Origin of the sequence: Cellulosimicrobium sp. 4261 (genome assembly GCF_040546915.1) — a bacterium.
GTDB classification, from domain to species: domain Bacteria; phylum Actinomycetota; class Actinomycetes; order Actinomycetales; family Cellulomonadaceae; genus Cellulosimicrobium; species Cellulosimicrobium cinnabarinum.
The window spans coordinates 1-25,829 of the sequence record NZ_JBEPOQ010000005.1 but is presented as its reverse complement, the minus strand read 5'-3'; the positions used below and the strand labels follow the sequence as shown (position 1 = coordinate 25,829).

23 protein-coding genes are annotated in these 25,829 nt (G+C 73.2%); 6 read left to right on the top strand and 17 right to left on the bottom strand.

Features of this window, described 5'->3' with window-relative positions:
* The first annotated feature begins 116 nt into the window (after positions 1–116).
* The gene (locus ABIE39_RS08130; protein WP_354051279.1) at positions 117–671 is read left to right on the top strand and encodes a hypothetical protein; all 555 of its coding nucleotides are present in this window, start codon (positions 117–119) and stop codon (positions 669–671) included.
* An 84-nt stretch (positions 672–755) separates the two neighbouring features.
* On the opposite strand, the gene ilvD is transcribed toward ABIE39_RS08130, so the two are convergent.
* Positions 756–2,618, bottom strand: a complete 1,863-nt coding sequence (gene ilvD / locus ABIE39_RS08125; protein ID WP_175008243.1) for a dihydroxy-acid dehydratase — start codon at positions 2,616–2,618, stop codon at positions 756–758.
* 320 nt (positions 2,619–2,938) lie between these two features.
* Here ilvD and ABIE39_RS08120 point away from each other — a divergent pair, with 320 nt between their 5' ends.
* Positions 2,939–3,538, top strand: coding sequence for a DoxX family protein (locus ABIE39_RS08120; protein WP_186810373.1), 600 nt, complete (start codon positions 2,939–2,941; stop codon positions 3,536–3,538).
* Positions 3,539–3,642: 104 nt separating this feature from the next.
* On the opposite strand, the gene ABIE39_RS08115 is transcribed toward ABIE39_RS08120, so the two are convergent.
* Positions 3,643–5,274 carry a peptide MFS transporter gene (locus tag ABIE39_RS08115; RefSeq protein WP_354051277.1) on the bottom strand — a complete coding sequence of 544 codons (1,632 nt, stop codon included), beginning with the start codon at positions 5,272–5,274 and terminating at the stop codon, positions 3,643–3,645.
* A gap of 51 nt (positions 5,275–5,325) precedes the next feature.
* Here ABIE39_RS08115 and ABIE39_RS08110 point away from each other — a divergent pair, with 51 nt between their 5' ends.
* The 3 genes from ABIE39_RS08110 to ABIE39_RS08100 all read left to right on the top strand — a co-directional run bounded on the left by ABIE39_RS08110 (position 5,326) and on the right by ABIE39_RS08100 (position 7,671).
* Positions 5,326–6,705 (top strand): cryptochrome/photolyase family protein, encoded by a 1,380-nt coding sequence (locus ABIE39_RS08110; RefSeq protein WP_354051275.1) that lies wholly within the window; start codon positions 5,326–5,328, stop codon positions 6,703–6,705.
* A 112-nt stretch (positions 6,706–6,817) separates the two neighbouring features.
* Positions 6,818–7,186, top strand: a complete 369-nt coding sequence (locus ABIE39_RS08105) for an ArsR/SmtB family transcription factor (RefSeq protein ID WP_354051273.1) — start codon at positions 6,818–6,820, stop codon at positions 7,184–7,186.
* Complete coding sequence (locus ABIE39_RS08100; protein WP_354051271.1) at positions 7,183–7,671, top strand: SRPBCC family protein; 489 nt, start codon at positions 7,183–7,185, stop codon at positions 7,669–7,671. The genes ABIE39_RS08105 and ABIE39_RS08100 overlap by 4 nt, the downstream gene beginning before the upstream one ends.
* A 229-nt stretch (positions 7,672–7,900) precedes the next feature.
* On the opposite strand, the gene allB is transcribed toward ABIE39_RS08100, so the two are convergent.
* The 8 genes from allB to ABIE39_RS08060 all read right to left on the bottom strand — a co-directional run bounded on the left by allB (position 7,901) and on the right by ABIE39_RS08060 (position 18,564).
* The gene (gene allB, locus ABIE39_RS08095) at positions 7,901–9,280 is read right to left on the bottom strand and encodes an allantoinase AllB (RefSeq protein WP_354051269.1); all 1,380 of its coding nucleotides are present in this window, start codon (positions 9,278–9,280) and stop codon (positions 7,901–7,903) included.
* 27 nt (positions 9,281–9,307) lie between these two features.
* A complete protein-coding gene (gcl, locus tag ABIE39_RS08090; protein ID WP_354051267.1) occupies positions 9,308–11,083 on the bottom strand; it encodes a glyoxylate carboligase in 1,776 nt (591 codons plus the stop codon).
* 44 nt (positions 11,084–11,127) lie between these two features.
* The gene (locus tag ABIE39_RS08085; RefSeq protein ID WP_021481126.1) at positions 11,128–12,012 is read right to left on the bottom strand and encodes a 2-hydroxy-3-oxopropionate reductase; all 885 of its coding nucleotides are present in this window, start codon (positions 12,010–12,012) and stop codon (positions 11,128–11,130) included.
* 86 nt (positions 12,013–12,098) lie between these two features.
* Positions 12,099–12,905, bottom strand: coding sequence for a TIM barrel protein (locus tag ABIE39_RS08080; RefSeq protein ID WP_175008237.1), 807 nt, complete (start codon positions 12,903–12,905; stop codon positions 12,099–12,101).
* 211 nt (positions 12,906–13,116) lie between these two features.
* The gene (locus ABIE39_RS08075) at positions 13,117–13,947 is read right to left on the bottom strand and encodes a bifunctional allantoicase/(S)-ureidoglycine aminohydrolase (protein ID WP_354051264.1); all 831 of its coding nucleotides are present in this window, start codon (positions 13,945–13,947) and stop codon (positions 13,117–13,119) included.
* A gap of 80 nt (positions 13,948–14,027) precedes the next feature.
* The gene (locus tag ABIE39_RS08070) at positions 14,028–15,377 is read right to left on the bottom strand and encodes a DUF6986 family protein (RefSeq protein WP_354051261.1); all 1,350 of its coding nucleotides are present in this window, start codon (positions 15,375–15,377) and stop codon (positions 14,028–14,030) included.
* A complete protein-coding gene (aceB, locus tag ABIE39_RS08065; protein WP_354051259.1) occupies positions 15,377–17,023 on the bottom strand; it encodes a malate synthase A in 1,647 nt (548 codons plus the stop codon). The genes ABIE39_RS08070 and aceB overlap by 1 nt, the downstream gene beginning before the upstream one ends.
* Before the next feature lie 44 nt (positions 17,024–17,067).
* A complete protein-coding gene (locus ABIE39_RS08060; protein WP_354051257.1) occupies positions 17,068–18,564 on the bottom strand; it encodes an NAD-dependent malic enzyme in 1,497 nt (498 codons plus the stop codon).
* Between the two features lie 129 nt (positions 18,565–18,693).
* On the opposite strand from ABIE39_RS08060, the gene ABIE39_RS08055 reads away from it, so the two are divergent.
* Complete coding sequence (locus ABIE39_RS08055) at positions 18,694–19,503, top strand: IclR family transcriptional regulator domain-containing protein (RefSeq protein ID WP_175008232.1); 810 nt, start codon at positions 18,694–18,696, stop codon at positions 19,501–19,503.
* A 69-nt stretch (positions 19,504–19,572) separates the two neighbouring features.
* Here the strand turns inward: ABIE39_RS08055 and pucL are convergent, their stop codons facing one another.
* From pucL to gatC, 7 genes are all read right to left on the bottom strand, one after another.
* Complete coding sequence (gene pucL, locus ABIE39_RS08050; RefSeq protein WP_175008231.1) at positions 19,573–20,511, bottom strand: factor-independent urate hydroxylase; 939 nt, start codon at positions 20,509–20,511, stop codon at positions 19,573–19,575.
* A gap of 1 nt (position 20,512) precedes the next feature.
* On the bottom strand, positions 20,513–20,881 hold the full coding sequence (uraH, locus tag ABIE39_RS08045; protein ID WP_074809875.1) for a hydroxyisourate hydrolase: 369 nt from the start codon (positions 20,879–20,881) through the stop codon (positions 20,513–20,515).
* Entirely contained in the window at positions 20,878–21,375 is a 498-nt protein-coding gene (uraD, locus tag ABIE39_RS08040) for a 2-oxo-4-hydroxy-4-carboxy-5-ureidoimidazoline decarboxylase (RefSeq protein WP_354051254.1), read from the bottom strand. Before uraD ends, uraH begins: the two co-directional genes overlap by 4 nt.
* A 255-nt stretch (positions 21,376–21,630) precedes the next feature.
* Entirely contained in the window at positions 21,631–22,236 is a 606-nt protein-coding gene (locus ABIE39_RS08035; RefSeq protein ID WP_175008229.1) for a GNAT family N-acetyltransferase, read from the bottom strand.
* Positions 22,237–22,241: 5 nt separating this feature from the next.
* Positions 22,242–23,747, bottom strand: a complete 1,506-nt coding sequence (gene gatB / locus ABIE39_RS08030) for an Asp-tRNA(Asn)/Glu-tRNA(Gln) amidotransferase subunit GatB (protein WP_354051252.1) — start codon at positions 23,745–23,747, stop codon at positions 22,242–22,244.
* Complete coding sequence (gene gatA, locus ABIE39_RS08025; RefSeq protein WP_043654206.1) at positions 23,744–25,282, bottom strand: Asp-tRNA(Asn)/Glu-tRNA(Gln) amidotransferase subunit GatA; 1,539 nt, start codon at positions 25,280–25,282, stop codon at positions 23,744–23,746. Before gatA ends, gatB begins: the two co-directional genes overlap by 4 nt.
* A 1-nt stretch (position 25,283) precedes the next feature.
* Positions 25,284–25,580: an Asp-tRNA(Asn)/Glu-tRNA(Gln) amidotransferase subunit GatC gene (gene gatC / locus ABIE39_RS08020; protein WP_034652217.1), complete on the bottom strand. Its 297-nt coding sequence runs from the start codon at positions 25,578–25,580 to the stop codon at positions 25,284–25,286.
* Between the last annotated feature and the right edge of the window lie 249 nt (positions 25,581–25,829).

The window sequence follows — 25,829 nt, the reverse complement described above, 5'->3', positions numbered from 1 at the left end:
CGCGGGGGGCGCGGCGGGACGCGCCGGACACGCCGCGGCACGCCACGGACCGGAGCGAGCCCGAGCGGGACGAGACGGGCCGACCGCGGCACGACCCCGCACGGCATCATGGGGCCGTGCACACACGCCCCGGGGCCGCTCGAGCCCTCCTGCCCGTCCTCGCCCTGGCCGCGACCGCCGCGTGCGCGGCTCCCGCGCCGTCGGGCACGAGCCCCGGCTCACCCGCACCCACGACGTCCGCCCCGGCGCCGGACGCGACGACGAGGACGCCCGACGACGCCGCGACGGAGACCGCGCGCGCCGAGGAGGCCCCTCAGGAGCAGGCCGAGACGCCCGAGGAGTCGTTCCGCGCGTGGCTCGCCGCGAGCCGTGCACCGGACGTGGACGTCGCGTGCGGCTACCTCGCCCCCGAGCTCGTCGACCGGATGGTCGCCGAGATGGCGTCCCAGGGGTGGCCCGGCATCACGGACTGCGCCTCGATGATCACGACCACCGCCGGCCTCTACGCCGCCGTGGGCGACGTCCCGGACGTCGAGGTCGGTGTCCGCGAGGAGCGCGCCGACGCGACGGTGCTGTCCGTCGTCTACGACGGCGGCGACTGCGGCACGGCCGTCATGGTGCCGCACGGGCCACGGTGGGTCGTCACGGAGCAGTCCGAGGAGGAGTGCTGACCCGCACCCGCACCGGGGGGCCGCTCCCGGTCGGGCACGACGACGGGCCCGCACCTTCCGAGGTGCGGGCCCGTCGTCGTCGGGTCAGCGGCGCTTGATCAGCGACACGTCGCGGACGGCGCCGCGGTCGGCGGACGTCGCCATGGCGGCGTAGGCCTGGAGGGCCGGCGACACGTAGCGGTCGCGGTCGACCGGCTGCCACGGGTTCTCGCGCGCCTCCATCTTGGCGCGGCGCTCGGCGAGCACGTCGTCCGGCACGTTGAGGCGGATGAGGCGCGTGTCGACGTCGATCTCGATCTCGTCGCCGTCCTCGACGAGGCCGATGACGCCGCCCGCGGCGGCCTCGGGCGAGACGTGGCCGACGGAGATGCCCGACGACCCGCCGGAGAAGCGGCCGTCGGTGATGAGCGCGGTGACCTTGCCGAGGCCGCGGCCCTTGATGAACGACGTCGGGTACAGCATCTCCTGCATGCCCGGGCCGCCCGCCGGGCCCTCGTAGCGCACGACGACGACGTGGCCGGGCTGGACCTGCTTGGTGAGGATCTTCTCGACGGCCTCGTCCTGCGACTCGCAGACGAGCGCCGTGCCGACGAAGTGGAAGACGTCCGGGTCGACCCCGGCGGTCTTGAACACGGCGCCGTCCTCGGCGAGGTTGCCGCGCAGCACGGCGAGCCCGCCCTCGACGGTGTACGCGTGCTCGAGGTCGCGGATGCAGCCGTCGGCCGCGTCGGTGTCGAGCGACTCCCAGCGGTTCGACGTCGAGAACGCCTGCGTGGTGCGCACTCCCCCGGGGGCCGCGTGGAACAGCTCGACGGCCTGCTCGGTCGCCTTGCCGCCCCGGACGTCCCAGTCGTCGAGCCACTCGCGCAGCGTCGGCGTGTGCACGCTCGTGACGTCGTGGTCGAGCAGGCCCGCGCGGTCGAGCTCGCCCAGGAGGGCGGGGATGCCGCCGGCGCGGTGCACGTCCTCCATGTGGAAGCTCGGGTGGTTCGGCGCGACCTTGGACAGGCACGGCACCTGGCGGCTGATGCGCTCGATGTCGGTGAGGTCGAAGTCGACCTCACCCTCCTGCGCGGCGGCCAGGACGTGCAGCACGGTGTTGGTCGAGCCGCCCATCGCGACGTCGAGCGCCATCGCGTTCGAGAACGCGGCCTTGGTCGCGATCGACCGGGGCGCGACGGAGTCGTCCTCGTCCTCGTAGTAGCGCTTCGCGAGCCCGACGATCGTGCGGCCCGCCTCGAGGAAGAGCTCCTTGCGCGCGGCGTGCGTCGCGAGGGTCGAGCCGTTGCCGGGGAGCGACAGGCCGAGCGCCTCGGTGAGGCAGTTCATCGAGTTCGCGGTGAACATGCCCGAGCACGACCCGCACGTGGGGCACGCGTTCTCCTCGACCTGGGCGAGCGCCGCGTCGGAGACCGCGTCGTCGGCCGAGTAGTTGATCGCGTTGACGAGGTTGAGCGGGGTCTTCGCGACGCCGTTCGCCACGACCGCCTTGCCCGCCTCCATGGGTCCGCCGGACACGAAGATCACCGGGATGTTGAGCCGCAGCGCGGCATTGAGCATGCCGGGCGTGATCTTGTCGCAGTTCGAGATGCACACGAGGGCGTCGGCGCAGTGCGCGTTGACCATGTACTCGACCGAGTCGGCGATGAGGTCGCGGCTCGGCAGCGAGTAGAGCATGCCGCCGTGGCCCATGGCGATGCCGTCGTCGACGGCGATGGTGTTGAACTCCTTGGAGACGCCGCCGGCCTCGCGGATCGCGGACGCGACGAGGTCTCCCATGTCCTTGAGGTGGACGTGGCCGGGGACGAACTGCGTGTACGAGTTGGCGATCGCGATGATCGGCTTGCCGAAGTCCTCCGCGCCCATGCCGGTCGCGCGCCAGAGGGCGCGGGCGCCGGCCATGTTGCGGCCGTGGGTGGACGTCCGAGAGCGCAGGGGGCGGCTCATTCCGGGTCAGCTCCTTCGACGGGGTGCTGCGACCGATCCTCCGGCCGCCAGGTCACATTACGCCTCGTCGCGGGTGGTCGGCCGCGGCGTCCGCCTCGTGGTCGGGGGGCCTACGTACGTAGCCCCGCCGGGCCTACGGGATGTCCACGCGATCCGGACGTAAGGGTTGAACCGCCTCCCGCACCCCTGCCACCGTGGGCGAGCACGTCACGGCCGGACGACCACCGCGACGCCTCGACGGGGAGCGGCACACCGCTCGGGTCGGGGCAGGCCCTCGCCGGCACCGACCCGACCACTTCTCTCCCCGAGGGGGCACCTCCATGTCCACGTCCACCACGTCCGCGCCGCCCGGCGCCTCCCCCGGGTCGGCGGCGCGCAGCGCGTCGGCCCGCACCACCGACCCCGTCACGCAGGACGACGTCGTCACGCGCTCGTCGGCCCGCCACGCCCTCGCGCTCACGCGGATCGGCACGGCCGTCGTCTTCCTGTGGCCGTTCACCGACAAGCTCGTCGGCCTCGGGTACGCGACCCCGCGCGAGCGCGCGTGGCTCGCGGGGGGCGCACCCACGCAGGGCTACCTCGAGAACGGCGCCCAGGGCCCGCTCGCGAGCACGTTCGCCGCGATGGCGAGCCCCGTCACCGACTGGCTGTTCATGCTGGGGCTGCTGGGCGTCGGCCTCGCGCTCCTGCTGGGGATCGGCCTGCGCGTCGCCGCGGTGAGCGGCACCGTCCTCTTCGCGATGCTGTGGCTGTCGCAGTGGCCGGTCGCGCCGGGCTCGAACAACCCCGTCGTCGACGAGCACGTCCTCGTCGTCCTGCTCCTCGCCGTCCTCGCGACGACGCTCGCGGGCGACACGTGGGGCCTCGGCCGCCGCTGGGCGGCCCTTCCCCTCGTGCGCCGGGCCGCCTGGCTGCGCTGACCCGCCGCAGGCCCGGCACCACGACAGGCCCGGCACCACCACGCGTGCAGCACGAGCGCGGGGCCGCGACGTCGCGGCCCCGCGCCGTCGTGCGACGCCGCCCCTCAGGCCCCGGCGGTGTGCGCGCCCTCGAGCTCGTCGGCGTGCCGGATGTGCCGCGTGACCCACGGCGCGAGCGCGAACAGCGCGAGCGCGAAGACGAGGGTGACCGCCCCGATCCCGCCGAAGTACGCGGTGTCGGAGGCGCCCTCGGTGACCTGCACGACCTGCGCCGTGATGGCCTGGCCGGCGGCCGGCGCGAGGAACCACAGGGCCATCGCCTGGGACCGGAACGCCTTGGGCGCGAGCAGCGTCGTCGCGGCGAGGCCGACCGGCGACAGGCACAGCTCGCCGAGCGTCTGGATCACGTAGACGAGCACGAGCACCCACGACGGCGCCTTGCCGTCGCCGACGACGGCCGACGCGGCCGCGAGGAAGAGGAACGACACCGACGCGAGGGCGAGGCCGATCGCGAACTTGTTGGCCGTCGTCGGGCGGTCGCCCGTCTTGAGCCAGATCCACGCGAACACGGGCGCGAGGACGATGATCGACAGCGGGTTCACCGACTGGAAGAACTCGGGGCTGATGCCCACGCCGAAGAACGTCAGGTCGGTGCGGTCCTTCGCGAACGCCGAGAGCGTCGTGGCCGCCTGCTCGAAGATCATCCAGAAGAGCATCGCCGCGACGAACAGCGGGATGTACGCGATGACGCGGGGCCGCTCGGCGTCCGTCACGCGCGGCGAGCGGTACATGACGATGAAGTAGGCGATCGGCGCGAGGAACGCGAGGTAGGACATCGTGTCGATGAAGGTCGAGATCTCGAACCCGCCGGCGACGAGGACGGCGACCAGGCCGACGAGCACCACGCCGCCCGCGATGAGGAGGAAGATCCGCGCGATCTTCGCGCGCTCCTCGGGGCGGACGGGGTTGGGCACGTGCGCGCCCGCCTCGCCGAGGTAGCGCCGGCCCGCGACGAAGAACACGAGCGCGACCGCCATCCCCACCGCGGCCACGGCGAAGCCCGCGTGGTACCCGCCCCAGGCCCGCGCGGCACCCACGAGGAACGGCGCGACGAACGAGCCGAGGTTGATGCCCATGTAGAAGATCGAGAAGCCCGAGTCGCGGCGCGGGTCGTCGCGCGCGTACAGCTCGCCGACCATCGACGACACGTTCGGCTTGAGCAGGCCGGTGCCGAGCGCCACGAGCGCGATGCCGACCATCGAGAAGCCCGTGCCGGGGACCGTGAGGCTCACGTGCCCGGCCGCGATGATGATGCCGCCGTACAGGACCGAGCGCCGGGACCCGATCACGCGGTCGGCGAGCCAGCCGCCCACGACGGACAGCAGGTACACGCTCGTGCCGTAGATCGACACGAGCGCGAGCCCGGTCGTCTCCTCGATGCCCAGGCCACCGTTCGCCACGGTGTCCGTGAGGTAGTAGAGCAGGATCGCGCGCATCCCGTAGTAGCTGAACCGCTCCCACAGCTCCGTGGTGAAGAGCGTCAGCAGCCCGCGCGGGTGCCCGAAGAACGCGTGATCCCCTTCGATGGCCCCCGCCGCGGGCCCCTCGGCGGCGCCCACGCCGCCCGCCGTCCCCGGTCCGAGGGGCGCCGCCCCGGCCTCCGGCTCGGTGCGCGCCTCGCGCCCGAGCGCGCGGCGTCGCGCGTCGTCCTGCTCTCGTCGGTCGTCACCACCCATCCTGCGATGCTCCCACCGGCGTGCACCGCCTGCGACCGTTAGCGTGGCCGGATGCCGACGCTCTGGTGGTGCCGCCGCGACCTCCGCCTCGCCGACAACCCGGCCCTCGTGGCGGCGGTGCAGGCCGCCCGGGACGCGGACGACGAGGTCGTCGCGCTCTACGTGCTCGACCCCCGCCTGTGGGGCGCCGCGGGCGACCCGCGCCGCGCCTACCTCGCGCGGAGCCTCGCCGCGCTCGACGAGGCGACCGGCGGCCGGCTCGTCGTCCGGCACGGCGACCCGCGCGCCGTCGTGCCCGCCGTCGCGCGCGAGGTCGAGGCGCGCGAGGTGCACGTCACGGCGTCGTTCGAGCCGTACGGCGTGGCCCGCGACGCCGCGGTCGAGGAGGCCCTGCCCGACGGCGGCGCCCACCTCGTGCGCACCGGCTCGCCCTACGCCGTCGCGCCGGGACGTCTGCGCACGCGCACCGGGACCCCGTTCCAGGTCTTCACGCCCTTCCGTGACGCGTGGGTCGAGCACGGCTGGCGCGACCCGGCGCCGCGGCCGCGCGACGTGCCGTGGGCCACGCTCCGGTCGGACGGCGTCCCCGCCGACCCCGGCACCGACGCCCGGCTCCCCCCGGCGGGCGAGGCCGCGGCCCGTCGGCGCTGGCGCGACTTCCTCGCGGACCACCTCGCAGGCTACGCGACCGAGCGCGACCGCCCGGACCGGCCCGCGACGTCGGGCATGTCGATCCCGCTGAAGTGGGGGGAGCTGCACCCGCGGACGCTCCTCGCCGACGTGCGGGACGCTCTGCACGACGGGCGCGCGCCGTCCGACGACGCCCTCGCCTACCGCTCCGAGCTCGCGTGGCGCGAGTTCCACGCCGACGTCCTGTTCCACCACCCGGGGGCGGCGCAGCGGTCGCTCCGCGACGTCGTGCCCGAGGACGCATGGGCGGAGGGCGCCGCCGAGGACGCGTACCTCACCGCGTGGGCCGAGGGCCGCACGGGCTACCCGCTCGTCGACGCCGGGATGCGCCAGCTGCTCGCCGAGGGGTGGATGCACAACCGCGTGCGGATGGTCGTGGCGTCGTTCCTCGTCAAGGACCTGCACGTGCGGTGGCAGCGCGGCGCGGCGCACTTCATGGCGCACCTCGCGGACGGCGACGTCTCGCAGAACCAGCTCAACTGGCAGTGGGTCGCGGGGACGGGCCGGGACGCCGCGCCGTACTTCCGCATCTTCAACCCCGTCACGCAGAGCAGGAAGTTCGACCCCGACGGCACGTACGTGCGTCGGTGGGTGCCGGAGCTGCGGGAGGTCGAGGGCCGGGCGGTCCACGAGCCGTGGACGCTGCGCGAGCAGCCGGCCGGCTACCCCGAGCGGATCGTCGACCACGCCGTCGAGCGGAAGGTCTCGCTCGACGACTTCGAGCGGGCCCGGCGCGCCTGACGCATTTTTATCAACCAAAAGGTTGACGACTCCGAGTGTGCGGCGTAGCGTCGTCGTCAACCGATGAGTTGATGACCGGACGCCGCACCCCGGCGCCCCACGAGGAGGTCCCGTGACGGCCGACCCGCTCTCCCGCGTGTTCTCGGCGCTCGCCGACCCCACGCGCCGCGACATGGTGGCCCGGCTCGCGTCGGGAGACGCCAGCGTCGGCGAGCTCGCCCGGCCGTACGACATGTCCGTCCAGGCGGTGTCCAAGCACCTGCGCGTGCTCGAGGACTCCGGCCTGGTGACCCGCACGACGGACGCCCGGCGCGCCCCCGTGCACCTCGAGGCGGAGGTGCTGGACCTCATGACGAAGTGGATCGAGCGCTACCGGCGCGAGGCCGAGGACCGCTACCGCCGCCTCGACGACGTCCTGCGCGACCTGCCCGACCGACCGGGCAGCACCGAGAACGACCCGACGACAGGAGCAGCACCATGACCACCACCGGCACCCACGAGACCGAGATCGTCGTCCCCACGGACCTCCCGATCGTCCGCATCGTGCGCGAGTTCGACGCGCCCGCCGCGAAGGTCTTCCGCGCCCACCTCGACCCGGAGCTCTTCGCGCGCTGGAACGGCCCGCGCTACCTCACCCAGCGCAACGAGCTGTGGGACGTGCGCACGGGCGGCGCGTACCGGTACGTCCAGGTCGACCCGGACGGCAACGAGTACGCGTTCTTCGGCAGCGTCCACGAGGTGCGCCCGGACGAGCTCGTCGTCCAGACGTTCACGTTCGAGGGCTTCCCCGACGGCGTCTCGCTCGACCGCCTCGTGTTCGAGGACCTGCCCGACGGCCGCAGCCGGCTCACCGCGACGTCGCTCGTCGACTCGTTCGAGGGTCGCGACGGCTTCGTCGCGAGCGGCATGGAGGTCGGCGTCCGCGAGGGCTACGAGCAGCTCGACGAGCTCCTCGCGCAGTCCTGACCCCCACGCCCTCCACCCCGCCGAGGGAGAGCCCCGGTCCGCCGAGGTAGAGCCGTGGTCACGACCACGGCTCTACTTCGCCGACCATGGCTCTACCTCGGCCTACTGGGGTGGTCTGTCTCGTGCACGACGAGGGGCGGCACCCACCAGCGGTGCCGCCCCTCGTCGTGCGGGATCAGGTGGTTCCCCGTGCCCGGCCCCCGCGGCCGGGCACGGGAGTCTCAGCCCCTCACGCGTCGCCGCGCGCGAGCAGGCGGCCCGTGGGGCGGTCGAGGGTGATCTCCTCGCCCCGCAGGTACGTCGCGACGACGGCGCCCGAGAGCGCGCGGTCGGCGTACGGCGTGACGGGGTTCTTGTGGTGCAGGGCCTTCGGGTCGACGACGAACGCCGTGTCCGGCTCGACCACCGCGAGGTCCGCGTCGAAGCCGAGCGCGATCGAGCCCTTGCGCCGGAGTCCCGCGACGGCCGCCGGGCGAGCCGACATCCACTCGACGACGCGCGCGAACGGCACGCCGCGCGTCCGCGCCTCCGTCCACACGATCGCGAGCCCGAGCTGGAGCGACGACACCCCGCCCCACGCCGTCCCGAAGTCGCCCGTGTCGAGCTCCTTGAGGTCGGGCGTGCTCGGCGAGTGGTCCGAGACGATGCAGTCGATCGTGCCGTCGAGCAGGCCCTCCCAGAGCAGCTCGCGGTTGTCGATCTCCCGGATGGGCGGGCAGCACTTGAACTGCGTCGCGCCGTCGGGGATCTCCTCGGCCGCGAGCGCCAGGTAGTGCGGGCACGTCTCGACCGTGAGGCGCACACCCTCGCGCTTCGCGCTCCGGATCATCGGCAGCGCGTCCGAGCTCGACAGGTGCAGCACGTGCGCGCGCGCCCCGGTCCAGCGCGCCGCCTCGATCACCGCCGCGATCGCGACGTTCTCCGCGCCGCGCGGGCGCGACGCGAGGAACGTGTCGTAGTGGTCGCCGTGCGGGGTGGGCGCCCGCTCGATCGCCCGCGAGTCCTCGGCGTGCACGAGCATGAGGCCGTCGAAGTCGGCGAGCAGGCGCAGGTCGGCCTCGAGCTCGTCGGGCTCGAGGTACCCGAACTCCTCGACCCCCGAGTGCAGCAGGAAGCACTTGAACCCGAACACGCCCGCGTCCCACAGGGGCCGCAGCTCGTCCGCGTTGCCGGGCACGGCCCCACCCCAGAACCCGACGTCGACGAACGCCTGGTCGCGCGCGACCTCCTGCTTGGTCTCGAGCGCCTCGACGTCGACCGTCGGGGGGATCGAGTTGAGCGGCATGTCGACGATCGTCGTCACCCCGCCCGCGGCGGCGGCCCGCGTCGCGGACGCGAAGCCCTCCCACTCGGTGCGCCCCGGCTCGTTGACGTGCACGTGCGTGTCGACGAGCCCGGGGACCAGCACCTGGTGCGGCTCCAGCTCGACGACGCGCGCGCCGTCGAGCCCGGCGCCGAGCGGCTCGATCGCGCGGACCACTCCCCCGACGACACCCACCTCGCGGGGGTGCTCCCCGCCGGCGACGAGCACGCGCTCGCCGCGCACGACGAGGTCGTACTCGTGCTCGCGACCGCTCACCTCACCCGTGCCCATCGCGCCCTCCGTCATGTCTCCTGCTCCCTGGGTGCGGCGTGCTCAGTCGAGCAGCGCGGTGGCGGTGGGGGCGTCCTCGGCCGAGATCGCGAGGTCCTCGAACTCGTTGACGCCCGTGAGCTCGACGCCCATGGCGATGTTCGTGACGCGCTCCAGGATGACCTCGACCACGACCGGCACGCGGAACTCCGCCGCCATGGCCTGCGCCTTCGCGAACGCCTCGCCGAGCCCCTCGGGGTCGGTCACGCGGATCGCCTTGCAGCCCAGGCCCTCGGCCACCTTGACGTGGTCGACGCCGTAGCCGCCCAGCTCGGGCGAGTTGACGTTCTCGAACGAGAGCTGGACGTGGTAGTCCATGTCGAAGGCCCGCTGCGCCTGGCGGATCAGGCCCAGGTAGGAGTTGTTCACGACGACGTGCACGTACGGCAGGTTGAACTGCGCGCCGACCGCGAGCTCCTCGATCATGAACTGGAAGTCGTAGTCGCCCGAGAGCGCGACGACCGGCTCGCCCGGCACGGCCTTCGCGACGCCGAGCGCCGCGGGGCCGGTCCAGCCCAGGGGTCCGGCCTGGCCCGCGTTGATCCAGTGCCGCGGCTGGTACACGTGGAGGAACTGCGCGCCGGCGATCTGCGAGAGCCCGATGGTCGTGACGTAGCGCGTCTCGGGGCCGAAGGCCTTGTTCATCTCCTCGTACACGCGCTGCGGCTTGATGGGGATCTCGGTGAAGTGCGTCTTGCGCTGCAGCGTCCGCTTGCGCTCGGCGCACTCAGCCGCCCAGCCCGCGTAGTCGCGCGCGCGGCCGGCGTCGCGGCGCTCGCGCGCCACCTCGACGAACAGCTCGAGGGCCGCCTTCGCGTCGGACACGATGCCGTAGTCGGGCGCGAACACGCGACCGATCTGCGTCGGCTCGATGTCGACGTGGACGAACGTGCGGCCCGCCCGGTACGTGTCGAGACCGCCCGTGTGGCGGTTGGCCCAGCGGTTGCCGATGCCGAGCACGAAGTCGGACGCGAGCAGGTTCGCGTTGCCGTAGCGGTGCGACGTCTGGAGCCCGGCCATGCCGGCCATGAGCGCGTGGTCGTCCGGGATCACGCCCCAGCCCATGAGCGTCGGGATGACGGGGACGCCGAGCGTCTCGGCGAGCTCGACGAGCAGGTCCTCGCCGCCCGCGTTGACGATGCCGCCGCCCGCGATGAGCAGCGGACGCTCCGCCGCGAGCAGCAGGTCGATCGCCTTCTCGGCCTGGGCGCGCGTCGCCGTCGGGCGGTGCACGGGCAACGGCTCGTAGGTCGCCGGGTCGAACTCGATCTCCGTGAGCTGCACGTCGATCGGAAGGTCGACGAGCACCGGCCCCGGGCGGCCCGAGCGCATGAGGTGGAACGCCTGCTGGAAGACCTGCGGCACCTGCCCGGCCTCGAGGACGGTCTTGGCCATCTTCGTCACCGGAGCGGCGATGCTCGCGATGTCGACGGCCTGGAAGTCCTCCTTGTCGAGCTTGGCGACCGGCGCCTGTCCCGTGATGCAGAGCATGGGGATCGAGTCGGCCCACGCGGCGTAGAGCCCGGTGATCATGTCGGTGCCCGCGGGGCCCGACGTGCCGATGCAGATGCCGATGTTCCCCGGCTTGGCACGGGAGTAGCCGTCGGCCATGTGCGACGCGCCCTCGACGTGGCGGGCGAGCACGTGGTCGATCCCGCCGTGCGCGAGCATCGCGGAGTAGAAGGGGTTGATGGCGGCGCCGGGCAGGCCGAAGGCCTGGGTCGCGCCCTCGATCTCGAGGATCGCCACTGCGGCGTCCACCGCACGCATACGAGGCATGGTTTCTCTCCTTGCTGGAGGTGACGTCGTCGTCAGGGGGAAGGTCAGGAGCCGTCGCGGCCGGACAGGCGCTCGACGCCGCGGAACAGGCCCGAGTGGTCGAGACCGCCGTCGCCGTTCGCGCGGGCGGACGCCATGAGCTGGGCGACGAGGCCGCCGAGCGGCGCGACGACGCCCGCCTCGCGGGCGGCGGCGGTGACGATGCCGAGGTCCTTGTGGTGGAGCTCGATCCGGAACCCGGGGCCGAAGTCGCGGTCGAGCATCTTGCGCGCCTTCTGGTTCAGCACCGCCGAGCCCGCGAGGCCGCCGCCGAGGACCTCGATCGCGGCCTCGGTGTCGACGCCGTACGCCTCGAGGAAGACGACCGCCTCGGCGAGCGCCTGGATGTTCGCGGCGACGATGAGCTGGTTCGCGGCCTTCACGGTCTGGCCGGAGCCGTTCGGGCCCACGTGCACGACCGTCTTGCCGACGACGTCGAGGAACGGCTTCGCCGCCTCGAAGTCCTCGGGCGTGCCGCCGACCATGATCGACAGCGCGGCGTTGATCGCGCCCGGCTCGCCCCCCGAGACGGGGGCGTCGACGATCCGCAGGCCCGCGTCCTTCGCCTGCTGCGCGAGCGCGACCGTGACGTCCGGGCGGATCGAGGAGAAGTCGACGACGAGCGCGCCCGGCTTCGCGTTCGCGAGGACGCCGTCGTCGCCGGTGAGCACCGCCTCCACGTCGGGCGAGTCCGGGACCATGATCGCGACGACGTCCGCGCCCGAGACCGCGTCGGCGACCGACGCGGCCGCGCGACCACCCGCCTCGACGAGCGGCGCGGTCTTCTCGGGGCTGCGGTTGTAGCCCGCGACGTCGTGCCCGGCGTTCTGCAGGTGGACGGCCATGGGGCTGCCCATGATGCCGAGTCCGATGAAGGCGATGGAGGCCATGGTGTGCTCCTCTGGGTGGTTCAGGTCGGGGGTCGGGGCGGCCGACGGACGGTCGGCGCGCGGCCGGTTGACGGCCGGGGGTCGCGTCAGCGCTCGGCGACGGGGAGCCACGCGAACGGGTCGGCGGCTGCGGTCTTGTACTCGAGGCCGATCCAGCCGTCGTAGCCGCCGGCGCGCAGGTCCTTGGTCCAGCGCTCGATCGGCAGGTCGCCCGTGCCGGGCTCGCCACGCCCTGGCGCGTCCGCGACCTGCACGTGCGCGATGCGGCCGCGGTAGGTCGACAGGGCCGCGTCGACGTCGTCGCCGTTCACGGCCAGGTGGTAGACGTCGAACAGGAGGCCGAGGTTCGTCTCGCCGTGGTCGGCGGCGACCCGGTCGATGACGCGCACGGCGTCGGCCGCCGTCTTCAGCGGGTACGCCGGCGCGCCGCTCACGGGCTCGACGAGCACCGTGCCGCCGATGCGACCCACCGCCCGGGCCGCGAGCGCGAGGTTCTCGGCGCCGAGCTCGTCCTGCACCTCGGGCGTCTCGTCCTCCTGGCGGTTGCCGTAGAGCGCGTTGAACGCGCGGCAGCCGGTGCGCTCCCCGATCGCGGTGACGACGTCGAGGTTCGCGCGCAGGTCGGCCGAGCGCGCGGGCCACGACACGAGACCACGGTCGCCGCCCGGCATGTTCCCGGCGTCGAAGTTCAGGCCGGTGAGCTGCACGCCCGCCGCCTCGATCACGCCGACGAACGCGTCGACCTCGTCGCGGGCTGGCGTGGGCGACGCGAACGGCCACCAGAACTCGACACCCCGGAACCCCGCCGCCGCGGCGGCGGCCGGCCGCTCGAGCAGCGGCAGGTCCGTGAGCAGGATCGAGCAGTTGACGGTGTACGTCGGTGCGGGGCTCATCGTCGTCTCCCTGGGTCCGTCCGCGTCTCGCTGCGTTGCGATTCCATTCTGCGGAACTTTTCTTCTGCTGTATGGAAGTGTAGGCACGGCACTCCTCGGGCGTCAACAGCGCTCGCCGTCGTCGACCTGGTGCGCACGGACGACGAAGGGCCCGGTCCCTCCAGGAGACCGGGCCCTTCGCGTGACGTCGACGACGGCCGTCAGACGGCCGTCAGCGCCGACGGTCGAGCCTGACCTGCCGGTTCACGTCCTTGTAGAGCAGGTAGCGGAACGGCTTGGGGCCGCCCGCGTAGCAGGCCTGCGGGCAGAACGCCCGGAGCCACATGAAGTCGCCCTCCTGCACCTCGACCCAGTCGCCGTTGAGGCGGTAGACCGCCTTGCCCTCGAGCACGTAGAGCCCGTGCTCCATGATGTGCGTCTCCGCGAACGGGATGGACCCGCCGGGCTGGAACGTCACGATGTTGACGTGCATGTCGTGCGCGAGGTCGTCGGGGTCGACGAACCGCGTCGTCACCCACACGCCGTCGGTGTCCGGCATCGCGCGCGGCTCGACGTCCTGCTCGCGCGTGACGAACGACGACGCGGTGTGTCCCGGGATCGGCTCGTACACCTTGCGGATCCACTGGAACGCGGCCTTCGCGTCCGAGCGGTTGCGCAGCGCCCACCGCTCCCCCGCCGCCAGGTACGCGTACCCGCCCGGCTCCAGCACGTGCTCGACCCCGGCGAGCGTGAGCACGAGCGTGCCCTCGGTGACGAAGACGACGGACTGCACGGTCTCCTCGTCCTCGCCCTGGTCCGACCCGCCGCCGGGCGAGACCTCCATGACGTACTGCGCGAACGTCGTCGCGAAGCCCTCGATCGGCCGGGCGAGCACCCACAGCCGGGTCTTCTCCCAGCCGGGCAGGTTGCTGGTGACGATGTCGCGCAGCACGCCGCGCGGGATCACCGTGTACGCCTCGGTGACGATCGCACGGTCGGTGAGCAGCTCGGTCTGGCCGGGCAGGCCACCCTGCGGGGTGTAGTAGGGGGTGGTCTGGGTCATGGGGTCGCTCCTCGGAGGTCGTGGGCCGGGCCGGCGGCGGTGCCGCGGCGCCCGGCGGGGAGGGTGGGGAGGGCGGGCGCTCAGCCCGCGACGGGCTGCGGCGCGCGCCCGGAGACGCGGACCGCGTCGAGCCCGGCGCGGTCGAGCCCGGTCGCGGTGCGGACCTCGGCCTCGGTGAGCGCGCCGCAGTCGACGCCGCGGCCGAGGAACCAGGCCATCGCCTTCGCGGTGGCCGGCTCGTCGAGGACGCCCCCGCCGTCGGGCACGAACCCGACGTACGCCGCGAGGCGCGCGAGCGCCGACGCCGCCCCCTCGCGGTAGAACACGTAGGTCGCGGCGAACCGGCTCGGGAGCTGCGCGGGGTGCAGGTCCCAGCCCTGGTAGTAGCCACGCTCGAGCGAGCGGCGCACGAGCCGTCCGTGCAGGCGCCACGCCGCGTCGACGGCCTGGGGGTCGCCGACGGGCAGGACGTTGGTCGACCCGTCCGACAGCCGCACGCCCGTGCCCGCGACGGCGAGCTGCATGACCGACTTCGCGTGGTCGGCCGCGGGGTGCTCCATCGACTGGTAGGCCGCGGCGATGCCGAGCGACGCCGAGTAGTCGTACGTGCCGTAGTGCAGCGCCGTGACGCGGCCCGGCGCGGCGTGCACGAGGCGTGCGACCGTCGCCGTGCCGTCGGCCGCGAGCAGCGCCTGCGGCGTCTCGACCTGGACCTCGAACCGCAGGGTGCCCGGTTCGAGGCCGTTCGCGTCCTCGACGTGCTCGCACGCGCGCGCCATCGCCTCGACCTGCTGCGGGGCCGTGACCTTGGCGAGCGTCACGACGAACCCGTCCGGCAGGGCGCGGGGCGCGCCGGCCGCGGCGCGGCCCGCGACGAGCTCCGCGACGAACAGCGCGAGGGTGCGCACGCCGCGTCGGCGCGTCGCCTCTTCGAGGCACTTGATCCGGATGCCCGCGAACGGCGTCGCGGTGCCCTGCGCCTCGGCCCGGACGAGCTCGCGCGCCGCGGCGATCACCGCGGCGTCCTCCGCCGCGTCGCCGCGGTCGCCGAACCCGTCCTCGAAGTCGATCCGGAGGTCCTCGATCGCCTCGACCGCGAGCTTCGCGCTCACGCGCTCCGCGACGGCGTCCGCGAGGTCGCCCCCGGCCCCCTCCCCGACGCCCAGCAGATCCACGAGCCGGCGCACGCCGCCCGCGCCGTCGACCGCATCGCGCGCCCGGGCCGCCCACTCCGGCGCGAGGCCGGCCGCGTACCGGTCGCCGGGCACGTAGACGGTGTGCACGGGCTGGCGCGAGCCGTCGTCGCCCGGGTAGCGGGCCGCGAGCTCGGCGTCCCAGGGCGCGAGCAGCCCGTCGAGCGACGCGTGCAGCGCCGCCACGCCGTCCTCGCTGAAGCCGCGGACGGAGCCCGCCTCACCACCGGCCGGCATCAGGACGCGTCCCGCTCGTGCGCGACGACGTCCTCGTACGCGGGCAGCGTGAGGAAGTCGACGTAGTGCTCGTTGAGCGCGATGTCCTCGACGAGCGCCGCCGCCCGGTCGTACGGCCCGGCGTCGTAGGCCTCGTGCCCGACGTCGTCGCGCAGCCGCGCGGTCTCCTCGCGCAGGAGCGTGCGGACCAGGTCGGCGGTGACGGTCGTGCCCGCGCTCTCGCCCGCGGTGAACGACGCGCCCGAGCGCACCCACTGCCACACCTGCGAGCGCGAGATCTCCGCGGTCGCGGCGTCCTCCATGAGGTTGTGGATCGCGACCGCACCGTTGCCCGCGAGCCACGCCGCGACGTACGCGACGGACACGTACAGGTTGTTGCGCAGCCCGGCCTCGGTGACGTCGCCCTGCGCGGAGGCCACGTCGAGCAGCTGGTCGGCCGTGACGTGGACGTCGGGGCGCTGCCGGTCGAGCTGGTTGGGGCGCTCGCCCAGCACGCCGTCGAACACCTCGCGGCACACCGGCACGAGGTCCGGGTGCGCGACCCACGACCCGTCGAAGCCGTCGCCGGCCTCGCGCTGCTTGTCGGCGCGCACCTTCTCGAACGCCTGGGCGGTGACCTCGGGCTCACGACGGTTCGGGATGACGGCCGCCATGCCACCCATCGCGAACGCGCCGCGCCGGTGGCACGTCTGCACGAGCAGCTCGGTGTACGCGCGCATGAACGGCGCGGTCATCGTGATCGACCCGCGGTCGGGCAGCGTGAACGACGGCCCGGAGTCGCGGAAGTACTTGATCACGGAGAACAGGTAGTCCCAGCGGCCGGCGTTGAGCCCGGACGCGTGGTCGCGCAGCTCGTAGAGGATCTCGTCCATCTCGAACGCGGCCGGGATCGTCTCGATGAGGACCGTCGCACGGATCGTCCCGTGCGGGATGCCCAGCGCCTGCTCCGCGTGCGTGAAGACCTCGTCCCACAGGCCTGCCTCGAGGTGCGACTCCATCTTCGGCAGGTAGTAGTACGGCCCGGAGCCGCGCGCGACGAGCTCCGCCGCGTTGTGGAAGAAGTGCAGCCCGAAGTCGACGAGCGCGCCCACGGCGGGCGTCCCGTCCACGGTGAGGTGCACCTCGTCGAAGTGCCAGCCGCGGGGCCGCACGACCATGACGGCGAGCGGGTCGTCGTCGGTCTCGGGACGCAGCGCGTACTGCTTGCCCTCGGGCGACGTGAACGCGAGCGTGCGGCGCGTCGCGTCGTGCAGGGCGACCTGGCCCCCGACGACGTTGCTCCAGTGCGGCGTCGACGCGTCCTCGAGGTCGGCGAGCCAGACCTTCGCGCCCGAGTTGAGGGCGTTGATCGCCATCTTGGGCGTCGGGGGCCCGGTGATCTCGACGCGGCGGTCCCGGAGGTCCGCGGGTGCGCCGGCGACCGTCCAGTCCCCCGCGCGCACGTCGGCGGTCTCGGGCAGGAAGTCGAGGCGACCCGTGCGGGCGACCTGCTCGCGGCGCTCGGCCCGCGCGACGAGCAGCTCGTCGCGCCGGGCGCCGAACCGGCGCTGCAGGTCGGCGACGAGCTCGAGCGCGCCGGGGGTGAGGATCTCGTCGGACCGCTCGACGGCGGGTCCGTGGACGGCGACGGCCGTGGTGGTGGTCATGGTGGTGTCCTTTCTGCGGGGCGGGCCGGGCTGACGAGGGTGCGTCAGGACCGGGCTGCCGACACGACGTGGTGGCCCGACGTGCTGCTCCCCTGAGCCTGGCCCGCGCGGTCGCGCTCCGCGACCTCGGCGACGGCGCGCGCGACGGCCGTCGAGACGGCCGGCTCGAAGACGCTCGGGACGATGTAGCTCGCGCTGAGCTCCTCGGGCGCGACGGCGTCGGCGATGGCGACGGCCGCGGCGCGCAGCATCTCGTCGGTGATCTCGCTCGCGCCGACGTCCAGCAGGCCGCGGAAGAGGCCCGGGAAGGCGAGCACGTTGTTGATCTGGTTCGGGTAGTCGCTCCGGCCCGTGGCGACGACCGTCGCGTGCTGCGCGGCGGCGATCGGGTCGACCTCCGGCGTCGGGTTGGCCAGCGCGAAGACGATCGCGTCGTCGGCCATGGTCGCGACGTCGTCGCCCGTGAGGATGTTCGGACCCGAGACACCGACGAAGACGTCGGCCCCGGCCAAGCCCTCGCGCAGCGTGCCCGTGAAGCCCTCGGGGTTGGTCGTCTCCGCCAGACGACGGCGGTGCTCGTCGGTGAGGCTCGCACCGGGGTGGATCGCACCCTGGCGGTCGAACGCGACGATGTTCCGCGCACCCTGGCCCTGGAGCAGCGCGATGATCGCGTTGCCCGCGGCGCCGACCCCGGAGACGACGATGCGCACGTCCTCGATGGCCTTGCCGACCACGCGCAGCGCGTTCGTCAGCGCCGCGAGCACGACGATCGCCGTGCCGTGCTGGTCGTCGTGGAACACGGGGATGTCGAGCTCCTCGCGCAGGCGGCGCTCGATCTCGAAGCAGCGGGGCGCGGAGATGTCCTCGAGGTTGATCCCGCCGTACACGGGTGCGATGGCCTTCACCGTGCGGATGATCTCCTCGGTGTCCGTCGTGTCGAGGCACACCGGCCAGGCGTCGACGCCCGCGAACTGCTTGAACAGCGCGGCCTTGCCCTCCATGACGGGCAGCGCGGCGGCGGGACCGATGTCGCCGAGGCCGAGGACGGCGGTGCCGTCCGTCACGACCGCGACCGTGTTGCGCCTGACCGTCAGGCGGCGCGCGTCCTCGGGCCGCTCCGCGATGGCGAGGCACACGCGCGCCACGCCCGGCGTGTAGGCGCGGGCCAGGTCGGCGCGGTGGCGCAGCGGCACCTTGGGGTTGACCTCGAGCTTGCCGCCGAGGTGCATGAGGAACGTCGCGTCGCTCACGTGCCGCACGGTGAGACCGTCGAGCGCACCCAGTGCGTCCCGGATGCGCTCCACGTGCGCGGCGTCGACGGTGTCGGCCGTGATGTCGACGACGAGGCGGTCCGCCCCCGACTCCGAGACGTCGACGCCCGTGATCGAGGCGCCCGTCGCGCTCACCGCCGCGACGAGGTCGCTCGCCGTGCGGTGACCGCTCGGGGCCTCGACGCGGAGCGTGATGGAGTAGCTCGGGCTGGTCGCGGCGCTCTTCGCCGTCGCGGCCTGCGTCTCCAGGGCCTTCGTCTCGGACGTCATGTTCGTTCCTTCTTCTCGTATGCTGATGCGTGTCTTCCGTGATGCGGAAGGGAGCGCGGGAGGTTCCCGCACTGCTCAGGCGAGGTGCGCCCGCCGTCGGGCGGCACCTGGTGGACAGGAGATGGTGAGATGGCCGAGACCTCGGCGACGGAGCCGACGGAGACCGCCCCGAGCACCAGGCCGGCGAAGCCGGCCGGGGGCGTGCAGTCCGTGGACCGCGCGATCGAGCTGCTCGAGCTGCTCGCCGACTTCGGCGGCGAGTCCGGCCTGAGCGAGCTCGCGCAGCACGCGGGCCTCCCGCTGCCGACGATCCACCGCCTGCTCCGCACGCTGCTCGCCCAGGGCTACGTGCGCCAGACGCCGTCGCGGCGGTACACCCTCGGCCCGCGCCTCATCCGGCTCGGCGAGTCGGCGGGCCGCCAGCTCGGCGCGGGTGCCCGCCCCTACCTCGAGCGCCTCGCCCACGACCTCGGCGAGTCGGCGAACCTCGCGATGATCGACCGCGACATGGCGGTCTACGTCGCCCAGGCGTCGTCGAGCCACTCGATGCGGATGTTCACCGAGGTGGGCCGGCGCGTCTACACGCACTGCACGGGCGTCGGCAAGGCGGTCCTCGCCCAGCTCCCCGACCAGACGGTGCGCGAGATCATGGGCCGCGTCGGCATGCCGCCCGCGACGGACCAGTCGATCACCGACGTCGACGCGCTCCTCGCGGAGCTCGCCGCGACCCGCGAGCGCGGGTACGCGATCGACGACGGCGAGCAGGAGCTCGGCGTGCGCTGCTTCGCCGTCGCGGTGCCCGACGCCCCGACCCCCACCGCGCTGTCCGTCTCCGGGCCTGCGGCTCGCGTGACGTACGAGTTCGGCGAGCACGCGGTCCCGGTGCTGCACCGCGTCGCGAGCGAGCTCACGCGCGAGCTCATCACCGCGGCGCCCTGACGCGGGCGCGCCCTGCCGGACCGCGGGCGCACCGCGGCCGGGCAGGGCGCGTCCGTCCGTCATGTCGGCTCAGCAGAACCCGGTGACGGTCGCCCAGGCGCGCGGCTCGGCCGGGACGTCCTCACGCAGGACGGTCGCCTCGATGAGGCCGTACGGGCGGTCGGCCGCGTAGAAGACCTCGTTCGGGTTGTCGAGGCCGAACGGCGCCAGGTCCACGAGGAAGTGGTGCTTGTTCGGCATCGAGAACTTGATCTCCGCGATCTCGGGGACGGCCTCCAGGACCGCCTTGCCCATCGCGAAGAGCGTCTGCTGGAGCGCGAGCGAGTGCGTCGTCGCGAACGCCTCGAGCTGGATCGCGCGGACCTTCGCGTACACCGCGTCGAAGTCGACGTCCGTCGTGGTGTAGCGCCAGCGCGAGGTGACCGACGTCGCGAGGATGCGGTCGTCGGTCTCCACGAGCGTCGTGTAGCGGTCGCGCGGGAACCCGTGGAACTCCGAGCCCGTCGACTTGAGGACGACGAGGTCCGTGAGGCCCGAGACGACGAAGACCTCGTCGCCGTCGCGCTGGACGACCGTCGTCCGCGTCTCCTGGTTGTTGCGCACGAACGCGTGGTCGTGCTCGCCGTCCGAGGTCTCGATGCGGTTCCAGGAGTACTGCTCGATCTCCCAGCGCCCGCCCTCGATCCACTCGAAGTCCTCGACGAAGTGCTGCCCGAGGCGGATCGCGAAGTCCTCGATCGCGCCGACGCCGTCACGGGCGAACGCGAAGATCGTGTTCTTCTGCGTGTCGGTCGCGACGCACCGGGAGTTGTCCCCCTCGCGGTGCGTGGCCTCCTGCCCGCCCCGCAGCTGCGAGGAGACGTTGACGTCCGTGATCTCGTGGCGGGGCGTGGAGCGGTCGACGCGCACGAGGCGCACCTCCGCCTTGCCCCACTGGTTGTCGCCCAGGACGATGGCCCCGCTGCTCTGCGTGGCCGCCGACTGCTCGGCAGTCGTGGTGGTGCTCATGTCAGCTCCCTCGATAGGTCGAGTAGGCGAACGGGCTGAGCAGGACGGGGACGTGGTAGTGCTGCTCGGCGCTCGCCACCCGGAAGACGACGACGACCTCCGGGTAGAAGGACACGGTGTCTCGCCGGTCGAAGTACTCGGCCGTGTCGAACACGAGCCGGTACGTACCGGGGACGAGGGTCTCGGGCCCGAGCTCGGGCACGCGACCGTCGTCGTTCGTGCGGGAGGACGCCACCAGGGACCAGCCCTGCCCCGTCGTCCCCTCCGCGATCTCCGGAGCCGCCTCCAGGCGGACGGTGATCCCCTCGGCGGGCCTACCGCTGGCCGCGTCGAGTACGTGCGTGGTGATGTGGCTGGCGTGGGTGCTCATGCCGTCAGCATTCCCTTCAGCCGCAGCGCGGCGATCTCGCGCAGGTTGCGGGCGGCGTTCGCCCGCTCGGTCTCGGCGTCGTTGCCCAGCCGCTCGGTGAGCTGCTCGAGGATCTCCTCGGCGCTGCGCCCGGCGGCCCGGACGAGGAACACGTGGCCGAACCGCTCCTCGTACGCGCGGTTCCCCTCGACGAGGCGACGTGCCACGTCGCCGTCGGAGGTGTCGACGCCGGCCTGCTCGGAGCGCGACATGCTCGCGTCCGCCGCCTGCCCCTCGGCACGCTCGCCGATCCGGGGGTGGCGCGCCAGGGCCGAGTCGATCTCGTCGTCCGTCCACGGGTCGGCGGCGGCGAGCGCCGCCGCGGCGGCGGCGTCCACGGTCGCGTACGGGCGACCGGCCGCGACCTCCTCGGCCCACCGGCCCACGTGGGCGCACGCGAGGAGCGCGTCCCGCGCCTCGTCCGGCGACCACCGGTTGAACTCGTCCAGCGTCATCGCTGCGTTCCCTCTCGACGACCGGGTCGAGCGGCATGGCCGCGACCTTCGGAGTGGATTCCACATCTCGGAAGTTTGTTTCCGTCTTATGAATGTACGTCGTGGGCTGGGTGATGTCAACCACGACGACGCTCGGGGACCGGGCGGCGAGCCTCGCCCACCGGACGCCCTGGGCGCCGGGGACGACGAAGGGCCCGGCAGCGGATGCTGCCGGGCCCTTCGTGCGGTCGTGCGCGTGCGTCGTCCGCGGACGGCTCAGGGTGCGCCGAGCCCAGCCCGGAACTCGTCCTCGAGGATGCTCATGACGGTGGCGTCCGCCCACCCGTCGCCGTCGCGGTAGACGTCGCGCAGGCGGCCCTCCTCGCGGAAGCCGAGCGACTCGTAGAGCATCCGCGCGCGGGGGTTGATGCTCAGCACGTCGAGGCTCACGCGGTGCAGGCGCGGTCCCTCGTGCCGGACGCCGTCCACGTCCGTCGACCCCTCGAACGCGAACCGGAGCACCTCGAAGATCGCCTCGCGACCGTAGCCGCGCCCGCGGTAGTTCGGGAGCAGCGCGAGCCGCAGGTTCGCCGAGCGCGCGTGCTCGTCGAGGTCGTTGAGCACGATCTCGCCGATGAGCTCGTCGCTCACCGGCTGCCCGTCACGCACCGCGCCCGGCGTGATGGCCCAGTCGTACCGGCCGTCCCGGTCGCTGACGGTCGCCGCCCACTCGTCGATCTGGTCGCGCGTGAAGGTCTCCGTCGTCCCCGTGAGGCGGTTCGCCTCCGGGTCCTGCAGCGACTCCCACATGCGGTCCGCGTCCCGCGCCTCGATCGGGCGCAGGCGCACCATCTCCCCCAGGACGACCGGTCCGCGCGTCACGGCGGTCAGCCGATCCGCTCGAGGACGAGCTCGCGCACGCGGCCTGCGTCCGCCTGGCCGCGGGTCGCCTTCATGACGGCGCCGATGATCGCGCCGACCGGCCCGAGGTTCCCGCCCCGGACCTTCTCCACGATGTCCGGCTGCGCGGCCAGCGCCTCGTCGATCGCGGCGAGCAGCGCGCCGTCGTCGGAGACGACCTCGAGGCCTCGGGCGGTGACGACGGCCTCCGGGTCCCCCTCGCCGGCGAGGACGCCGTCGAGGACCTGGCGCGCGAGCTTGTCGTTGATCCGGCCCGCGTCGACGAGGCCCTGCAGCGCGGCGATCTGCTCGGGCGTGACGGGCAGCGCCTCGAGCGCCACCTCGTCCTGCTTGGCGCGGCGCGCGAGCTCGCCCATCCACCACTTGCGCGCACCGGCCGGGCTGGTGCCCGCGGCGACGGTGGCCTCGATGAGGTCGAGCGCGCCCGCGTTCACGACGTCGCGCATCTCGGCGTCCGCGTAGCCCCACTCCCCCTGGAGTCGACGACGACGCGCGACCGGGAGCTCGGGGAGCCCCGCACGGATCTCCTCGATCCACTCGCGCGGCGGCGCGATCGGGACGAGGTCGGGCTCCGGGAAGTACCGGTAGTCCTCCGCGTCCGACTTCACGCGGCCCGACGTCGTGATGCCGGTGTCCTCGTGCCAGTGCCGCGTCTCCTGGATCACCGTGCCGCCCGCGTCGAGCACGGCGGCCTGACGGGACACCTCGTAGCGCACGGCGCGCTCGACGGAACGGAACGAGTTGACGTTCTTCGTCTCGGTGCGCGTGCCGAGCGGCGACTCGGGCGTCGGGCGCAGCGACAGGTTCACGTCCGCCCGGACGTTGCCACGCTCCATGCGCGCCTCGGACACGTCGAGCGCCCGGAAGATGTCGCGCAGGGTCTGCACGTACGCGCGCGCGACCTCGGGGGCGCGGTCGCCCGCGCCCGTGATCGGCCGCGTGACGATCTCGACGAGCGGGATGCCGGCGCGGTTGTAGTCGACGAGCGAGTACTCGGCACCGTGGATGCGGCCAGTCGCTCCACCCACGTGGGTGTTCTTGCCGGCGTCCTCCTCCATGTGCGCACGCTCGATCTCGACGCGGAACACGGTCCCGTCCTCGAGCTCGACGTCGATCCACCCGTCGTAGGCGATGGGCTCGTCGTACTGGGACGTCTGGAAGTTCTTCGGGACGTCCGGGTAGAAGTAGTTCTTGCGCGCGAACCGGCACGTCTCGGCGATCTGGCAGTTGAGCGCGAGACCGATGCGGATCGCGTACTCGACGGCCTTGCCGTTGACGACCGGCAGGGCGCCCGGGAGCCCGAGCGAGACCGGGGTCACCTGGGTGTTCGGCTCGGCGCCGAAGCTCACCTCGGCCGGGCAGAACATCTTGGTCAGCGTGCCGAGCTCGACGTGCACCTCGATCCCGATGACGGGGTCGTAACGGCGCGTGGCGTCGGCGTAGTCGACGAGGTCGACGGTCGTGGTGGTCATCCGACCTGGCCCTCCTGTGCGTTCGTGGCCGTGGGCAGCGCGGGCGCGCGGTCGAGCAGCGGGCCGCCCCACGAGCCGACCAGGGCGGCCTCGAGCGCGGCGCCCACCCGGTACATGCGGTCGTCGGCCTTGGCCGGCGCGAGGATCTGGAACCCGACGGGCAGGCCGTCGTCCGACAAGCCCGACGGCACCGACATCCCCGGGACCCCCGCGAGGTTCGCGGGGATCGTCGCGACGTCGTTGAGGTACATGGCGAGCGGGTCGTCGAGCTTCTCGCCGAACCGGAACGCCGTCGTCGGGGCCGTCGGCGAGACGAGGACGTCCGCGTGCTCGAAGGCCGCGGCGAAGTCCCGCTGGATGAGCGTGCGGACCTTCTGTGCGCTGCCGTAGTACGCGTCGTAGTAGCCCGCCGAGAGCGCGTAGGTCCCGAGGATGATGCGGCGCTTCACCTCGTCGCCGAAGCCCGCCCCGCGCGTGGCGGCCATGACGCGCTCCGCGGTCACGGGGCCCTCCTCGGGCTCCACGCGCAGGCCGAAGCGCATGCCGTCGAACTTCGCGAGGTTGCTCGACGCCTCCGACGGCATGATCAGGTAGTACGCGCCGAGCGCGTACTCGAAGTGGGGGCAGGAGACCTCCACGATCTCCGCGCCGAGCCCGCGCAGGAGATCGAGCGACTGCGCGAACCGCGCGCTCACGCCCTCCTGGTAGCCCTCGCCCGTGAGCTCCTTGACGACACCGACACGCAGGCCGGACAGGTCGCCCGTCGCACCCTGCACCGCGGCGTCGACGAGCGCCGGCCCGCGGCCGGGGATCGACGTGGAGTCGCGCGGGTCGTAGCCGCCGATGAGCTCGTGCAGCAGCGCGGCGTCGAGCACCGTGCGCGTGACGGGGCCCGCCTGGTCGAGCGAGGACGCCATCGCGATGAGCCCGTACCGGGAGACGCCGCCGTACGTCGGCTTCACGCCGACGGTCCCGGTCACGGCCCCGGGCTGACGGATGGAGCCGCCGGTGTCCGTGCCGATCGCGAGCGGGGCCTCGAACGCCGCCACCGCCGCCGCGGAGCCGCCGCCCGACCCGCCGGGGATCCGGTCGAGGTCCCACGGGTTCCGGGTGTTGCCGTAGGCGGAGTGCTCGGTCGACGAGCCCATGGCGAACTCGTCCATGTTCGTCTTGCCGAGGATCGGCAGGCCGGCGGCGCGGATCTTCTCGACGAGCGTCGCGTCGTACGGCGGCACCCAGCCCTCGAGGATCTTGGAGCCGGCCGTCGTCGGCATACCCTTCGTCACGACGACGTCCTTCACCGCGATCGGCACGCCGGCGAGCCGGTGCACCGGCTCGCCCGCGACGCGGCGGTCGTCGACCGAGCGGGCCGTGGCGAGCGCCTCGTCCGTGTTGACGTGGAGGAACGCGTTCACCGCGCCCTCGACCGCGCCGATCCGGTCCAGGTGCGCCTGGGTGGCCTCGACGCTCGAGAAGTCACGCGCCTCGAGCCCTTCGGCGAGCTCGGCTGCGGAGAGCCGTGTCAGGTCCGTCATCTCACTCCTCCCCGAGGATCTGCGGTACGGAGAACCGACCGTCCTCGGCCGCGGGCGCGGCCGCGAGGACGTCCTCGACGGGCAGCGGCGGCTCGGGGATGTCGTCACGGAAGACGTTCGACATCGGGATCGGGTGGCTCGTCGCGGGGACGTCGGGCGTCGCGACCTCGCTGACCTTGGCGATGGCGTCGACGATCACGTCGAGCTCGCCGGAGAGCCGGTCCAGCTCCTCGGGTCGCAGATCGATGCGGGCCAGCGCGGCGACGCGCGCGACCTCGTCACGGGAGATGGTGGACATGACCCCATTCTAGTGGGGACGCGCGCCATGGCCCGCCTCCGGCCGGCCCGCAGCACGACCGAACCTCGCCCGAGCGGAGATCCGGAGGACCCTCGGGTACCGACGCGGTGGCACGAGCCCGTGACGGGTGCATCCGTCGTGGTGTGTGGGGGTATGCGGAAATGCCGAAGGCCCACCCCGTGTGGGGTGGGCCTTCGGTGAAGGGTTGTCCGGCGGCGTCCTACTCTCCCACCCCGTCTCCAGGGCAGT